We start from the raw sequence: 570 nt of genomic DNA on the forward strand, positions 1-570 counted from the left end.
AAATTTACAGAAAAAAGGTTGCACAACCAGATAGCGCTTAAGAGGCTGCGCGTTCTGGATGATGCTGGCAGCGTTCTCATCTGGAAGAAGGGCGACACGAAGCTTTGATGGATCCTTTCCCTGCGCATGAGCCCACAGAGGAAGGAGTGCAGCAAAAGAAGCTGCGCTGACAACAAGACAGAAGTTACGGCGATTCAGCATGGCAAGAGCTCCTTGGTTTGACTGGATTGAAGAGTTCGGGGGCTATCAGTGGACGCACTCGTGTTGGAAGCGTTGGACTACTTTGCATAGAGGTTCCGCACAACATCAGGACTCAGCTGCTCTGCCCTACCCTCGAATACAACAGCTCCCTGGCGGAGCCCAATGATTCGGTCTGCAAACGAGCGCGCGAGCTCCACCTGGTGAAGACTCACGATTGCGGTGAGGTGGTCCTTTTTGCAGATCTCATGCAACAAGGTGAGCACGCTATGTGCGGTTGCCGGGTCCAGGCTGGCAACAGGCTCATCGGCCAGCAGGATTCGTGGCTTCTGTATTAGCGCCCTAGCTGTCAGGTCCCGGACGATTGCATTG

Annotated in this window: 2 pseudogenes; both read right to left on the bottom strand. The window is 54.4% G+C overall.

Features of this window, described 5'->3' with window-relative positions:
- A pseudogene (locus OA56_RS09920) lies at positions 1–201 on the bottom strand (phosphate/phosphite/phosphonate ABC transporter substrate-binding protein); the annotation flags it as partial.
- A pseudogene (locus tag OA56_RS09925) lies at positions 195–570 on the bottom strand (ATP-binding cassette domain-containing protein); the annotation flags it as partial. The pseudogenes OA56_RS09925 and OA56_RS09920, both read right to left, overlap by 7 nt.

It is taken from the genome of Tepidiphilus sp. HLB4 (genome assembly GCF_054823945.1).